16 protein-coding genes are annotated in these 12,480 nt (G+C 54.9%); 12 read left to right on the top strand and 4 right to left on the bottom strand.

What is annotated here, in order from left to right; translation table 11 throughout:
- Together QI197_00570 and alaXM are read right to left on the bottom strand one after the other, a co-directional pair.
- Positions 1 to 509 (bottom strand): metallophosphoesterase (locus QI197_00570; GenBank protein MDK2371873.1); only part of this gene is annotated, 509 nt, incomplete at its 3' end.
- Between the two features lie 54 nt (positions 510 to 563).
- The gene (alaXM, locus tag QI197_00565; GenBank protein ID MDK2371872.1) at positions 564 to 1,271 is read right to left on the bottom strand and encodes an alanyl-tRNA editing protein AlaXM; all 708 of its coding nucleotides are present in this window, start codon (positions 1,269 to 1,271) and stop codon (positions 564 to 566) included.
- Between the two features lie 108 nt (positions 1,272 to 1,379).
- Here alaXM and QI197_00560 point away from each other — a divergent pair, with 108 nt between their 5' ends.
- From QI197_00560 to speE, 12 genes are all read left to right on the top strand, one after another.
- The gene (locus tag QI197_00560) at positions 1,380 to 2,798 is read left to right on the top strand and encodes a hypothetical protein (protein ID MDK2371871.1); all 1,419 of its coding nucleotides are present in this window, start codon (positions 1,380 to 1,382) and stop codon (positions 2,796 to 2,798) included.
- A 70-nt stretch (positions 2,799 to 2,868) separates the two neighbouring features.
- Positions 2,869 to 2,997 (top strand): hypothetical protein, encoded by a 129-nt coding sequence (locus tag QI197_00555; GenBank protein MDK2371870.1) that lies wholly within the window; start codon positions 2,869 to 2,871, stop codon positions 2,995 to 2,997.
- The gene (locus QI197_00550) at positions 2,994 to 3,386 is read left to right on the top strand and encodes a hypothetical protein (protein MDK2371869.1); all 393 of its coding nucleotides are present in this window, start codon (positions 2,994 to 2,996) and stop codon (positions 3,384 to 3,386) included. The genes QI197_00555 and QI197_00550 overlap by 4 nt, the downstream gene beginning before the upstream one ends.
- Positions 3,371 to 3,577, top strand: a complete 207-nt coding sequence (locus QI197_00545) for a hypothetical protein (protein MDK2371868.1) — start codon at positions 3,371 to 3,373, stop codon at positions 3,575 to 3,577. The genes QI197_00550 and QI197_00545 overlap by 16 nt, the downstream gene beginning before the upstream one ends.
- Before the next feature lie 73 nt (positions 3,578 to 3,650).
- Positions 3,651 to 3,926, top strand: a complete 276-nt coding sequence (locus tag QI197_00540) for a hypothetical protein (protein MDK2371867.1) — start codon at positions 3,651 to 3,653, stop codon at positions 3,924 to 3,926.
- A complete protein-coding gene (locus tag QI197_00535; protein MDK2371866.1) occupies positions 3,923 to 4,729 on the top strand; it encodes a hypothetical protein in 807 nt (268 codons plus the stop codon). The genes QI197_00540 and QI197_00535 overlap by 4 nt, the downstream gene beginning before the upstream one ends.
- Before the next feature lie 60 nt (positions 4,730 to 4,789).
- Positions 4,790 to 5,083 (top strand): hypothetical protein, encoded by a 294-nt coding sequence (locus QI197_00530; protein MDK2371865.1) that lies wholly within the window; start codon positions 4,790 to 4,792, stop codon positions 5,081 to 5,083.
- 40 nt (positions 5,084 to 5,123) lie between these two features.
- Positions 5,124 to 5,921 (top strand): nitrilase-related carbon-nitrogen hydrolase, encoded by a 798-nt coding sequence (locus tag QI197_00525; GenBank protein MDK2371864.1) that lies wholly within the window; start codon positions 5,124 to 5,126, stop codon positions 5,919 to 5,921.
- Positions 5,905 to 7,509, top strand: coding sequence for a DNRLRE domain-containing protein (locus tag QI197_00520; protein ID MDK2371863.1), 1,605 nt, complete (start codon positions 5,905 to 5,907; stop codon positions 7,507 to 7,509). The genes QI197_00525 and QI197_00520 overlap by 17 nt, the downstream gene beginning before the upstream one ends.
- Positions 7,490 to 8,317, top strand: coding sequence for an aldo/keto reductase (locus tag QI197_00515; protein MDK2371862.1), 828 nt, complete (start codon positions 7,490 to 7,492; stop codon positions 8,315 to 8,317). The genes QI197_00520 and QI197_00515 overlap by 20 nt, the downstream gene beginning before the upstream one ends.
- Entirely contained in the window at positions 8,302 to 9,369 is a 1,068-nt protein-coding gene (locus QI197_00510; GenBank protein MDK2371861.1) for a hypothetical protein, read from the top strand. Before QI197_00515 ends, QI197_00510 begins: the two co-directional genes overlap by 16 nt.
- Before the next feature lie 37 nt (positions 9,370 to 9,406).
- A complete protein-coding gene (speE, locus tag QI197_00505) occupies positions 9,407 to 10,348 on the top strand; it encodes a polyamine aminopropyltransferase (GenBank protein ID MDK2371860.1) in 942 nt (313 codons plus the stop codon).
- A gap of 7 nt (positions 10,349 to 10,355) precedes the next feature.
- On the opposite strand, the gene QI197_00500 is transcribed toward speE, so the two are convergent.
- Together QI197_00500 and QI197_00495 are read right to left on the bottom strand one after the other, a co-directional pair.
- Complete coding sequence (locus QI197_00500) at positions 10,356 to 11,144, bottom strand: prephenate dehydrogenase/arogenate dehydrogenase family protein (protein MDK2371859.1); 789 nt, start codon at positions 11,142 to 11,144, stop codon at positions 10,356 to 10,358.
- Entirely contained in the window at positions 11,132 to 12,475 is a 1,344-nt protein-coding gene (locus QI197_00495) for an aminotransferase class I/II-fold pyridoxal phosphate-dependent enzyme (GenBank protein ID MDK2371858.1), read from the bottom strand. The genes QI197_00500 and QI197_00495 overlap by 13 nt, the downstream gene beginning before the upstream one ends.
- Positions 12,476 to 12,480 lie beyond the last annotated feature (5 nt).

Genomic DNA, 12,480 nt, shown 5'->3' with positions numbered 1-12,480 from the left:
TCAGCAGCGTACGGAAGGTTGGCGAACACCTCATTATACCTCATGAACAGGAAGGGCCACTCCGAGCCGTACGTGTGATAGAGCGTCTCCATGAATCCGTAATTCAGGTTGACCACGGGGGACTCGTGGTTTCCCCTGAGCAGTATCACCCTATCCCGATCTCTGTAGTAGTGGGCTAGGAGGAAGTTAACGTTCTCTATTTGCTTCTTCCCCCTATCCACGTAATCGCCGAGGAACACGAGTTTGTGGTCCTTGAATTTTCTGAGGACCTCCTTGGATGAGTCGAGGTCACCATGGGTGTCCCCAATGAACACCACCTTTCCCCTGACCCTCCTCATCTGGGGTTCCCTCGACAGCTTGGCCTCGACGGCTCCAAGGAAGGACATGGCCTCCTCGAACTCTAGAACCTCACCTCTCAGGGCTTTCTCCAAGATATCCTCTATGTCCTCTTTCCTCTCTTCCCCCTTGCTCCCTCTGATCCTCGATAGTAGTTCGCCAAGAAGCTTCATGAGAGGTGACACCTCGGGGCACGGATAAATCCTTTGAGCTTTTTGTCGTTCTCCTCAGGGTTCGAGGGTGAAGTGGATCCTCCTGTTGTTCTTCCCCTTGTTCTCCAACCTCAGGAAAACTATCCTCCCTACCTCCTTCGTATTAGAGACATGAGGACCGCCGTCCGCCTGAATATCCAGTCCCTCTATCTCGACTATCCTGAGCTTCTGAACGCTTGGAGGGAGAGCTCTGGCCAGCTTCACTATGCCGGGTATCTTCATGGCCTCCTCCCTAGGAAGGTAGTATATCTTGACCGGAAGTCCCTTAGCCAGTTCCTCGTTCGTTTCGGCAATTACTTTCTCCACTAGCTCCCTATCTGGCTTCTCCAGATTGACATCAACCCTGCTCCTATCTGGAGCCACCTTGTTTCCGGTCACGAGTACCCCGAACTTCTGGTTCATCACCGCTATGAGGGCGTGGAGTGCTGTATGCATCCTCATCACCCTGTACCTCCTGTCCCAGTCGATCACTCCCCTCACTCCATCTCCCGGCGAGAGTGAGTGTCCGGGGACTATGTGCCAGACCTTGCCTCCCTCCTTCCTCACCTCCTCGACCCGGTACTCCTCGCTTCCCTTCAACAGGACGCCCGTGTCGCTAGGTAATCCGCCGCCTACGGGATAGAAAGCCGTCCTATCAAGCACGACCCTGTCCCCCGATACTTCGACGACCTCTGCCTCGAATTCCTTCAGGTAGGAGTCATCCATGTAGAGCAGCTCTGTCATGATCGCACCAGGACATCGCTCCTCTCCAGACTCATAATCCTGTCGGTCGTGGGGGGAATAGGCTAAGATCGAACAAACGTATTTAATTGGAGGAGGGAGAGGTGAGAGATGTCGTCTAAGTCGGGGACCCTGCTACTGATCCTCCCTCTCCTCATGATGCCGCTGGCCCATGCGACCTCCCAGCAGCACTGGGACCTCTCTATAGACAGGATAACGGTGTTACCTCTTAACGGAGAGGTGCAGCAGGGACAGCCCCTCACCCTCACTATCTACATCAGAAACAAGGAGTCCAAGGTCTTCTCCGGGATCGTCAAGGTGAGCGTTTTCGTGGATGAGGGCCTTAAGGTCGTGGAGTTTTGGGAAATAGGTAACTTATCCAAAGGGTCCATTCCGATTCCGGCTGGGGGATACACTACCGTCACTACGAGGGTCCCGACCTCGAACCTTACCGTAGGAGTGCATGACCTGAAGGTGACTGTGGAACCTAAGGAGTACGGGGACCCGCTTCCCGAAGACAACACCTATAGGATGAAGTTCTCTGTAATCCCGCTGGTCGAGGCATTTATCGATGTAGAGAGGGAGATGATCCAAGGAAGGGAATACTTCGTGAAGGTCTACATCCCGAACCCTTCGGGCGACGCGCTCGATCTCAGAGTGAGGCTGTTCGTTAACGATACTGAGATAGGAGCACAGAGAATCTACGTTCCCCCCAAATCCATATCTATGGCTGAGTTCCCCTTCACTCCTCCGTCAGCTGGGACCTTCAAATTGACTGCCCTGATAACGAGGGGGGAGAGGCCTTACAGCCAAGCTTCAGCCAAGGTGCACGTTAAACCGTCATGTGATGTCCATGTCAAGGAGGTCTCGATCCCTAAGAGGGTTCAGAGGGGCGAGGTTCTCTCTAGTAAGATCAGGGTGGCGAACGAGGGTCCATCTCCCTCTAGAGTCAATGTCTCCGTGTACGTGGACGACATGCTGATCGACTCCCAGCTTCTCGATACCTTACCTCCCAAGGGAGAGAGCTTCGCCGATGTGGAGATCCCAACCTTGGAGCTGGCGGTCGGGAATCACACGTTAACGGTCTCTCTTATACCCTTAGATGGGGTGGATGTGGACAGGGCGGATAACGATCACTCGCTCTCGTTCCAAGTCATGCCTCTCCCAGTCTCCCTGTCAGCCTCGCCCTCCGACGGGACGATAGAGGTCAACCTAACTAACGTCGGCGGCGTGCTTGGAACGTTTGATATCGTCCTGCTCAGGGAGGGAGAGGAGATCGATCACAGCTCCGTCACACTGGATCCTAGCTCCAGTCAACTGATAGTGTTCAAGGGAGTGAGCCCAGGCAACTACACCGTCACGGTGCTGAGCTATGGGGTGGCGGTCGCCTCTGCTGCTGTCGCCGTCGACTTTCCGGCACCCAGTGAAGGGATTTCACCGTATTGGGGACTGGTAATTGGAATAGTGGTCGCTCTCGTAGCCTATTTCGCCTTCACCAAGTTCAGGAGGAGGAAATGGCCGGCCTCCTGAAATTTTTCCCATTTTAACGCGATTTTCGATCGTTCACTATCCCTCCCTCTCATAATAAATGGGAGGTCCTATGAGAGGAGTGTTCCTTCTGGTCCTGCTTCCTGCCGCTCTGGCTGCCTCCCTAATGATCGATCCTGCTCTCTACCCGATAGCAGCCGCAGCAGTGTACCTACTGGCGTGGTGGAGGATGGGGAGATGAGAGCTTCCATGGAGAGGGCCCTCCTAATGGCGGCGGGTTTGGCCCTCATACTTTACTCGATCAATGGACCAGTCAGCAGGGCCATGAAATCACTAGATGAGAAGAGATCCATAAATTGCGTAAACACAGCCATCAGATCCATAGATTTGGCCATAACCAATTCGCTAGGGGGAGGACTCTCGGAGACTTACGTGTACCTCCCGTGTAAGGTGAGCTTTTCCTGCAGCGGACATCTAGTCAAGGTGAGCTCGGGAAACGCCTCCGCCAGCCTCAGGTATCCCTTCGAGATCAGGTGCCATAGTGAAGCTGTGGGTCTCGGCAGGTTCGTCAGCGTTTGGCGGGAGCAGTACGTATCCTTGGGATGGGCGGGAGCATGGAGGAAGGATTGAGCGCCTCCCTCTCCCTCCTATCACTGATCGCGCTCCTATTAATCGTGCTACTCGTCCTGTCCTCCCTCATTCCTGCTCTCGAGAGCTACAGCTGTGATAGGATGGTCGAGGCTCGGCAGAAGTTAAGGAAACTCGCTGACTCACTGGACTTGGACGCTTCCGACTATCTGAAGAGGGTCGTGGGATGTTAGAGGAGTTCCTAGAGGCACTATTGACCATGTTCTTGGTGGTCTTACTCTTGATGGCTTTGGCAGGTGCTCTAGGTTGAAATGGCCACTTGCTGCGTTAATCTCAATTCTCATCGTGTCTTATGCCTTGGTGATCCCGACTAGAGTTCATCCCGGCTGGCAGGTGAAGTGGAAAGCTAGGGCATGCAGTGACCTCAAGAGGACGGTGAACGAGCTCGGGTACAGGGTCCTCCTTGGTCAATCGGGGCAGGGGGAGCTCGTAAGCGCATGTGGAGGAGAGGAGGGGATCTATTACTGCGTTCTGATACCCGGAACCTCGCCGTCTAAGAAGATGAGGGTTGGTTCACCATGAAGGAGCTTATCCTTATCCTTATCGCACTCCTCGTAGCCTCCTTCTTAGTCAGCGTGCCGCGCTCCGATGAGGACTGGTTCCTCTACATGGGGGAGTTGAGGATGTATGAGATAAGTGCGGAGGCCGACACGCTCAAAGCTCGATCCCTGATCTTCGCTAGGTCTTGGGTTGATAGGTGGCTCGCAGAAGTAAACGCGACGGCCTGCGAGGAGCTCCCCCTACCTCCGAACGGAAGTCTGTTCGTTCAACTCCTGAGGGAGGACATGACGAGTAAGGGTTTCTCCGTGATGGGAGATCTTCGTTACTCAATAGGCGAGTCAAGAGAGGGCGATGCCTCAGATAAGGCCTTCGGAGGCTACTGCAGGGATGGAGGGATAAAGGTCATTGCATCATCGAGGCTAACGATCAGGGATGATTTACTCGGCATCAAGGCGAGGAGGTACTTCGGTATCGAGGCCTGCCAGCCCACTGCTTACTTCCTCATCAGGGAGGTCCTCACTGATCTAAGACACCGGACCATAAGTATCGTCAGGGAAGCTTTCTCGAGTGAGGAGAACGTCACCGCAGCCCTCCAAGAGATGAGGGAGGAACTGGCCTCCCTCGTGAGGTACCTGAGGAGGAACCTAACCGATGAGGGGATAAGCCTCAGGCTCACCTACACCACCGAGTTCGCTGGAGAGGAGATCGCCATCGCCTTCAAGGCCGTTGTCTTCGACGAAGAGGCGATCATAATACGAGATGGAAGGTTGAGGAGGGGATTCTCCTGTATAAGGGAGTGGGAGATCAGAGTGAGGGGATCGTGAAAGTTTCCAATCGTTAGCGCGTTTATTCTCCTCCTTATCCCATAACCCCCGGTTGAAGCGATGAAGGCGCTCATCTATTCAGCTCTTGTAGTATTGCTCTTAATTACTCCCCTAGCGGTCAAGGCCCAAGATCCGTTTTCCAGCTTCGAGAGCGCAATAAACGAGTTGACTCAGAGCATTATAAACATACTCAACGTGTTGAAGGAGTCCGCGATCTCTATAGGGAGGGTCCTTGCTGGAACACTCATCGCCTTGGGAGTGGTGCTATGGGCGAGCGATATATTCACGTATAAAGGTAGGAAGCTTATCCTAGCTGGTATAATCCTGCTCATCCTTATGGAGCTCATCCCGTGAAGGTTAATAGGCACGATGGTAGGCCTCGCTTGGATAGCTCATGAAGAGGGTAGGCTTCGTCCAGAACGATCCCTTATTTGGTGAAGTCGAGAGAAACGTAGCGAGGGCCCTAGAGCTCGCCTCCAAGGTGGAGGCCGATCTCCTAGTCTTTCCCGAGCTGTTCAATACCGGCTACCTTTTCCTGAGTAAGGAAGAGGTCTCGAAGCTAGCTGAGGATCTAGAGGGACACACCGTGAGTGAATTGAGGGAGTTCGCCGAGGAGACATCCACTGCCTTGGTCGCCGGCTTCGCGGAGAGGGATGGCGACAAATTCTACAACTCTGCAGTGGTCATCGACGAAAAAGGTGATGTAAGGGGAGTTTACAGGAAGACCCACTTGTTCTTCGAGGAGAAGCTGTTCTTCGAGCCCGGGGATACCGGCTTCCAGGTGTTCCATGTGGCCGGTATGAGGGTAGGGGTAATGATATGCTATGACTGGAGGTTCCCGGAGGCAGCGAGGACCTTAGCCCTAAAAGGCGCCCAAGTCATAGCCCACCCCTCCAACCTCGTGCTCCCCTTTGCACCCACAGTAGACCTAGCTAGGGCCGTCGAGAATAGGGTTTATATCATCCTCTCGGACAGGAGCGGGGTGGAGGAGAGGGGAGGGAAGAGGTTCGAGTATGAGGGTAGATCCCTCATCGTGGATCCCAGCATGAAAGTGCTTGTCCAAGCCCCTAAGGAGGGGGAGCACGTGATGGTGGCGGAGATAGATCCTAAGCTCGCTGATAGCAAGAAGATAAATGAGCTGAACGATATATTCGGGGACAGGAGGCCTGAATTTTATGAGGGTCTCTGTTAGATCGCTGTCCATCCTTTCGATGGTCCTCCTGATCATCCCCGTCTCATTGATGGAGGCGAGTGACTCCCTTACGGTCAGGTCATACGTCGACTGCTACATAGCCAGCTGGGAGCCTGACACCCCTCACGCTAGCTCCCAAGTCCTCAGAGTATCCAGAACCGCAGTAGGCAACGACACCGTGGAAGCTAGAGCTCTTTTAAGGTTCGATATAGGTGAGATAAGATCGCACATACCTCAATATTCCAAGATACTCAACGCTAGTCTAGTGCTGACCACATATAACACGTCTAATCCCACTATTGAGGTCTGGGACGTGAGAGGAGAACCAGACATATTTGGAACGACCTGGAACAGTGTGAGATCGGGCCTCCCTTGGAGCAGCCCGGGAGGAGATCTCATAGAGAAGTGGGGTGAAGGAGCTGGTTCCTTCCCCCAAGCCGTGATAAATCTGACGTCATACGTCCAAGCTGCCGTCGACAATGAGTTGGAGAGCAGTGGCTGGCTCCTTATCAAGATAGCCGAGGGACAAGAGGGCTACTATGAGTTCTACTCGGAGGTAAGTGGGTCAAACGGGCCCGTTCTTACGATAGAGTATGAGGCCGCCTCGCTGGGCATCGTTCTCGAGGCCCCCGAGGTGGTGGTCACTCAAGGGAAGAACATAAGCATGAGGGTGTACGTGACGGGCCACCTCTCAAAACCGATAAACCTGTCTTTGGAGGGTCCCGACTTCCTCTCCTACGAGTTCTTCCCTCAACAGGGGTTCCCTCCGTTCAACAGCACCCTCAACTTGGAGGTTCAGGACACCGCTCCCGGGGGGGAGTACACGGTGGTCATAAGGGCCGAGGGCGTCATGGAGGCCTCAGCTCCGGTTAACCTCACGGTCCTCGAGAGGAAGGGCTTCTCGGTGGTGGGTCCCTCCCGAGTAGATCTAGTCGGCGGATTGGGGAGGAATGTGTCCCTGAGGGTCGTGCCCACGGGGAACTTCAGCGGTGAAGTATCCGCTGGGATCTTAGGCTCCCCCGAATGGCTGAACGTGTCCCTCTCTCCCCGGTCCGGCACCCCGCCCTTCAATGTCACGCTCTCCCTTACATCCCTCCACGGGATAGAGGCGTCAGGCGTCCTCTCCCTCGTGTTCACTGGAGCTAGGAACAAGGTTTACGAGATCAACGTGACCACCCGCGTCAGGAGGGTAGCCGTCTACTCGAACGACATAGACTGGAACCTCTCATCCGAGGACCTGATATCTGCTGCGAACTCCTCAGGAGTTACCCTCCACAGGATAAATTCCACGGACGAGTTCGGCAATTACGATGTGGTCGTCGTGCTGGGTGGTCACAAGGCTCCGACCGACAGTAACATGCCCTCAAACATCGCCGCCTCTCTGCTATCCGGCGCCGAGAAGGCTTCCCTCATAGAGGGAGGGCAGGTCGTACACGTGAGCTTGGAAGGCGATACCCTAGTGGTCGTAGTGGCCGGAGCAGATAGGTATAAGACCTCCGGGCTCCTTCAACTTGACCTCAATGGTAACGGTATTCCCTTAGCTCAGGAGCTTTTGGCAGGTGATCCCCGTGGAATACGAGGAGCTTGACGGTACAGGCGTTAAGATACCTAAGGTGGGCATCGGCACTTACCAGATAGAAGCAGCTCCTAAGGAGGAGGCGATAGCTGCGCTTAGAAGGGGCATCGAACTGGGAATGACGCTCATAGACACCGCGGAGATGTACGGGTGGGGAAAGGCTGAGGAACTGGTTGGCGAGGCCATAAAACCTTTCGACAGGGAGTCCCTCACCATCGTCACCAAGGTATGGGGGACCAACCTAGCCTACGAGTCGGTGAAGAGAGCTGCTAGGGCCAGCGCTGCGAGGCTCGGTACCTACATCGATATATACCTCATCCACTGGCCGAATCCATCCTACCCGCTCGAGGAAACGCTGAGGGCGATGGAGGAGCTGGTTAGCGAGGGCATCGTGAGATACATCGGGGTGAGCAACTTCTCACTGGATCTGCTGAAGAGAGCTAGGGAACTGCTGGAGCATAATGACGTGGTGACCAATCAGGTGGAGTATAGCCTTAGAGTGAGGGAAGCTGAGGAGGACTTGCTTCCCTACTGTCAGAGGGAGAGAATAACCCTCATGGCGTACAGCCCCCTAGACAGGGGGAGACTGGCGAAGAGACCACCTCAGAAGTTGAAGGTGGTAGCTGCTAGGCTGGGGAAGACCCCGGCTCAGGTGGCGATAAACTGGCTCATATCCAAACCGATGGTGGTGGCAATTCCGAAGGCATCCCGCGTGGATCATGTAGAGGAGCTAGCTGGATCGGTTGGATGGAGGATACCCGATGAGCTGGTGAGGGAACTGGATGTACTGGAGGAGAGATCGAGATGGCCGAGGTCGTGAACATACTATTGGATTATCCCAGACATAATCTGGCGGCTCACTTGACGGCCATACTCTCTTTCATACAGGAGAAGAGGAAGAAGAAAGGTCTGTTCAGCAGGAAAGAGGAGGTCCTCGACTCCATTAGGTTGGGGTACGTTCCCCTGAAGGGAGCCTCAGTGGACGGGCTCTCAGTGGTGATAGACAGGGCCTGCTCCCTAGAACCTGTTTACAGGTTAGAGGATGTGGGAGCTTGGGAGTCAACCCTCTCCACGCTGAGAACGGCCATAGATCACAGGACCTTCGCATCTAGGGTGTCCGCCTTATCTTCCTTCAGGCCTCCCAGTGAGGAGGTGAGATTGGAGGGAATCGCCCCCAGCTTCCTGTTCCCTCTGCTGATTAGGACGACCGAAGTTGACCTGTGCATCCAAGTCGGCCGCGAATGCGATCCCCTCTCCTCCAGAGAGGTGAGGTCCCTGATGGGAAGGTTGGACGAGCTGGAGTCCTTCCTTAAGAGGCTCACTCGGCTCGCGTCTGAGGTGAGGCTCTCCTGCGACGAGATGGTGAGGGAGTTGGACTCGTGGATTGAGAGGTATCCACCGGACTCGAGCCTCAGGAGGGAGTATCAGCACGAGAGGAGTCGAATAGAGGGAGCGTGCTCTTCCCTGATTTCGAGGATAGAAGGCGCTGCGAGGGCGTACGAGGAACTGGTCAGCACGCTGAGATCCGCGCCCCCCATAGGAGAGATTCTCCTACCGGTCTATCTGGTGGAGACAAAGGGGAAGGCTAGGAGGAGATTTCTAGTATCCAATCTCAGGTTCAAGACCCCGGGACTGACTCACAGGATCAAGGACCTCCTGGGGAGGTTCGACTCGCTCTTCGACGAGACCGAGGTGAACAGGAGGCTCTCCTCAATACTCAGGGTGGATAGGATAAAATGGGGGAGTAACCTCCTGTCTGAGGACCTGAGGGAGATCGTTTACGGTGAGCTGGCTATCCTGCAGGAGGAGGGGTTCATAGATGAGGAATACGTAGACTCCATAGCCGAGCTCCTCTCCAAATCCCTCCTCTAGTGACCATATTTTTAAGTCCGGCCGGATAAGGAGTCCTATGTCCCCCAAGCTGCCGAAGCCCGGGCTGCGCACCATTGATGGGATCCTCCTTTACTTGGAGCACGCTGGCCCCAACCTCGCCACTCTGACGCCCGTGGAGAGGGTCGTCTCCTCCGAGCAGAGCAAAGCGGGACAGCTGGTGGAGGTAGTTGATTTCCCTTTCTACGGGAGGTCGCTCTTCATAGAGCACATAGTGATGCTCTCCCTGTACGATGAGTTCATCTATCACGAAACCCTCGTTCATCCGGCCTTACTATCTGTTGAGAGGCCTGAGAGGGTCCTGATAATAGGTGGTGGAGACGGAGGTGCCCTGAGGGAGGTACTAAAGCATCCCGTTGAGGAGGTCACCATGGTGGAACTGGACAGATCGGTCATAGATCTGGTGACGAGGCATTTACCTGAGGTACCAGCTGGTGCCTTCGATGACGACAGGCTGAAGCTCGTGATCGGTGATGGGAGGGCTTACGTGGAAAGCTTGGAGGAGAAGTTCGATGTGGTCATCCTCGACCTGACTGACCCTTACGGACAGGCCGCTAGACTATACACTAGAGAGTTCTACGGAAAGGTGAGGAAGATCTTGAGGGAGGGCGGCCTCATGGTGACTCACAGCACCGGACTGCACATAAACAGGTTGGCTTTCCAGAGGGTGTACAGGGCCGTAAGGGAGGCGTTCCTCAAGTACGCTTTGGCGAGAGCCTACATCCCATCATTCACCGATGATTGGACGTTTTCCTTCGGATCCGACTACGTGGTACCTCCAGATGTAGGGACCGAGGTTCTGGCGAGGAGGTTCAGGGAGAGGGGATTGGAGGGGAGGACCAAGTTCTACTCACCTGAGATGCATCATTCCCTGTTCCAGCATCCTGTGTTCGTTCAGAAGATACTGGAGGAGGAAGTAGAGCCGAGCACGGATGATAATCCCGCCGAGATAGAGGAGTGAGTGACCCTCATCCGTAAAGGGACCTGTAGGACGATTCGAGATCGAGGAGGTCTATCCACCTCCTCAGCCTTTTCCTGAGCTGCCCCACGTCCTCGCTCATCGAGCTTAGGAAGCGATCTAGCACTTCCTGAAAGTACGGATTCTCCTTAATGAGGTCTTCCGTCAGGGATTCACTCTGGAGTAGTGAGGAAGCTCCCAGCCTGAGGAACCACCTGAGGGTCGTGGTCTCGAGCGACTTGATTACATCGGCCTCACCTTCGGAGGATGAGAGGAAGGCGTGCAGGATGAGATGAATGAGGGCGAGCCATGCCATGGCCCTATCATGATCCTCGACGCTTACAATCACGTGTTCAAATGGAAAGAGGGAGGATGATATCTCCAGTTCCCTCTCCGCGTTGACGATAGGGATAAGGGCTGCTCTCCCCTTAGATAGATCCCTCAGCCCGGGTCCGAAGAGAGGATGTATAGATACAGTCTCTATGCCTCTCTCACTGGCCTCCCTCATCGAAGGAACCACATGCGACTTGACCGACGAGACCTCGACTATCGTTCCCCCATTCATCTTGGCGGATACATCTCGAATCACCGAGGGGGTAGCAGATATAGGAACGGAGATGACCACCACATCGTACAAGAGAGGACCTCCCAAGCTCTCTATAGGTCTACCCCCTATCCGATCAGCCAGTCGAGAGGACCTCCCTTTATCCACATCGTACACTGAGACCGAGTGCTCTCTAACCAAGTACTCTGCCAAGACGCTGCCCAAGGCCCCAGCTCCCACAACTAGGACTTCCAAGACTGGAGGGCCTCCCTCAGGAGTCTCAATCCCTGATCTGCATCGGGACTGGCGTAAGTGATCCTCAGCCTGTCGTTGTAGGGACCGAACCCCGATCCAGGTGCGACAGCTATCTTCTTATCCTCCAACAGTCTGAATGCGAAGTCCATTGAGTCGAAGTCATCAAGCTCCACCCTTGGAAAGAGATATAGCGCTCCATCAGGTCTGTTCATCTGGAGAGGAGCTCCCTCAAGTTTCCTCATAGCCAAGTCAAGGTAGGAGATCATGTGCCCCATTACCCTCGGGATCCAGTCGCCAGCTGACTCCAAGGCCGAAGATCCAGCCTCTTGGATGAACTCAGGGACGTTCGTGATTGTCAGGCCGATGAACTTGGCCAGCTTCCTCACCTTCTCCTCGTCCCCCTGCACGTATCCCAGCCTGAAGCCGGTCATGCCGAAAGCCTTCGACAGGGTGTTCACCGATATAGTGTTCTCGTACACCTTGGAGGGGGGAACCCTCTCCGAGAACGATAACTCCGCATACGCGTCGTCACTGATTAGAAGTGCATCCGTCTCCCTCAAAACCTCTGCCAAGGATTCAAGTTCCTTCTTGGACCACACCTTCCCGTCGGGATTGTTGGGAGAGCAGAGGATGAAGGCTCTAACTCCCTCGAGCTTCTCGACCTCCTCAGTTGAATCGATCTCGACCATCTCTAAGGAGAGATGGGATGCCATTCCCCTGTAGGCAGGCCAAGCAGGGAGCAGCACTCCCACCCTGTCACCCGGTCTGAGGAAGGTGGACAGTATAGAGAAGATCGCGTACTTGGATCCCGGCGTAGGTATTACCTCCTCCGGATTGACGTCAATGCCGTCCCTGCGTGAGAGCCACTCGCTGGCAGCTTCCCTGAACCTGAAGGTGCCAGTTGAGGTGCCGTACCTCGTTTCCCCCCTCTTTATAGCCTCCACTAAGGAATCCAAGACCGCTGGCGGGAAGGACCATGGAGGCTCACCCACTTCGAGGTGGTAAACCCTGGTGCCGGACCTCTCGATCTCCTTGGCCCTCCTGAAGACCTCCACGTGCGGTCCTGCTCCGCCACCCTCCGGGATCTGAGCCCTGATGGAGGAGGAGATCAGGAAGCTGAAGATCCTCCTGCAATCCAGCTGATCCAGCCCCCTCTCCCTACACTTGGCTGAAACCTCATCCCAAAGCCTAGTCTCTACGGCCTCGTCCTTGACTGGAAGGCCTCTCTCCCTCTTCAACTCAGCTATCCGCCTGACCAAGGACATCCTCTCGGCATACAACTCCACTAATCCGAGGGTTACCTCCCTCACCCTCGCTCTCAGGTCCTCCATCAACT

The organism is Thermoproteota archaeon, assembly GCA_030130125.1.
In the GTDB taxonomy this organism is placed as follows: Archaea; Korarchaeota; Korarchaeia; order Korarchaeales; family Korarchaeaceae; genus Korarchaeum.
The sequence above is the reverse complement of the archived record's forward strand: the minus strand, read 5'-3'. Positions and strand labels throughout refer to the sequence as shown.

Excerpts from the sequence above, each read along its gene's own strand:
- QI197_00550 (MDK2371869.1), top strand. The coding sequence starts at position 2,994 with ATGAGAGCTTCCATGGAGAGGGCCCTCCTAATGGCGGCGGGTTTGGCC.
- QI197_00525 (MDK2371864.1), top strand. The coding sequence starts at position 5,124 with ATGAAGAGGGTAGGCTTCGTCCAGAACGATCCCTTATTTGGTGAAGTC.
- QI197_00560 (MDK2371871.1), top strand. The coding sequence starts at position 1,380 with ATGTCGTCTAAGTCGGGGACCCTGCTACTGATCCTCCCTCTCCTCATG.
- speE (MDK2371860.1), top strand. The coding sequence starts at position 9,407 with ATGTCCCCCAAGCTGCCGAAGCCCGGGCTGCGCACCATTGATGGGATC.
- QI197_00545 (MDK2371868.1), top strand. The coding sequence starts at position 3,371 with ATGGAGGAAGGATTGAGCGCCTCCCTCTCCCTCCTATCACTGATCGCG.
- QI197_00510 (MDK2371861.1), top strand. The coding sequence starts at position 8,302 with ATGGCCGAGGTCGTGAACATACTATTGGATTATCCCAGACATAATCTG.
- QI197_00530 (MDK2371865.1), top strand. The coding sequence starts at position 4,790 with ATGAAGGCGCTCATCTATTCAGCTCTTGTAGTATTGCTCTTAATTACT.
- QI197_00555 (MDK2371870.1), top strand. The coding sequence starts at position 2,869 with ATGAGAGGAGTGTTCCTTCTGGTCCTGCTTCCTGCCGCTCTGGCTGCC.
- QI197_00535 (MDK2371866.1), top strand. The coding sequence starts at position 3,923 with ATGAAGGAGCTTATCCTTATCCTTATCGCACTCCTCGTAGCCTCCTTC.
- QI197_00520 (MDK2371863.1), top strand. The coding sequence starts at position 5,905 with ATGAGGGTCTCTGTTAGATCGCTGTCCATCCTTTCGATGGTCCTCCTG.
- QI197_00495 (MDK2371858.1), bottom strand. The coding sequence starts at position 12,475 with ATGGAGGACCTGAGAGCGAGGGTGAGGGAGGTAACCCTCGGATTAGTG.
- alaXM (MDK2371872.1), bottom strand. The coding sequence starts at position 1,271 with ATGACAGAGCTGCTCTACATGGATGACTCCTACCTGAAGGAATTCGAG.